Annotated in this window: 1 protein-coding gene; it reads left to right on the top strand. The window is 60.9% G+C overall.

Annotation, left to right across the window (positions count from 1 at the left end; genetic code table 11):
• Nucleotides 1–201: 201 nt before the first annotated feature.
• Nucleotides 202–404: hypothetical protein (locus RVY79_RS17725; protein ID WP_317465820.1), on the top strand; the 203-nt coding region annotated here is incomplete at its 3' end.

The raw sequence follows: 404 nt of genomic DNA, 5'->3' as shown, positions 1-404 counted from the left end.
CGAGCCCGTTCTTTCCCTGGACGGAGTATTCGCCGACGATGTCGCTCGTCGACGAGCCACATGCCGTGATGATGGCGGTGGCGGCGATGGCCAGCAGGAGCTTTGCCTTCTTGCGCACGGTTGCGGTAAACGCCGGGATGTCGAACTTGCAGAATGTGGTCATGTGATTGTGGGCTGTGAGTTGTGTCGGCTGGGGCCGTCGTGCTGATCGTGGTGAATGCATTATGGGTAAGCGCGCTTTCTCGCTTGCCGGTGCCGAAGAGTTGCGCGCTCCTAGCACCCCTCTGCCGAGAAATAGAGCGTCTTGCCGCAGGTCTTGCAAAAATGGGCGCGTGTGCCGGGCGCACGTCGAAGCGCGTGCACGCTGAGATGCTTGGACGAGCAGCGATCACACGTGATCGTGC

It is taken from the genome of Chromohalobacter sp. HP20-39 (assembly GCF_033052815.1).
Lineage (GTDB): Bacteria > Pseudomonadota > Gammaproteobacteria > Pseudomonadales > Halomonadaceae > Chromohalobacter.
This window is presented reverse-complemented; position numbering and strand designations above follow the sequence as displayed.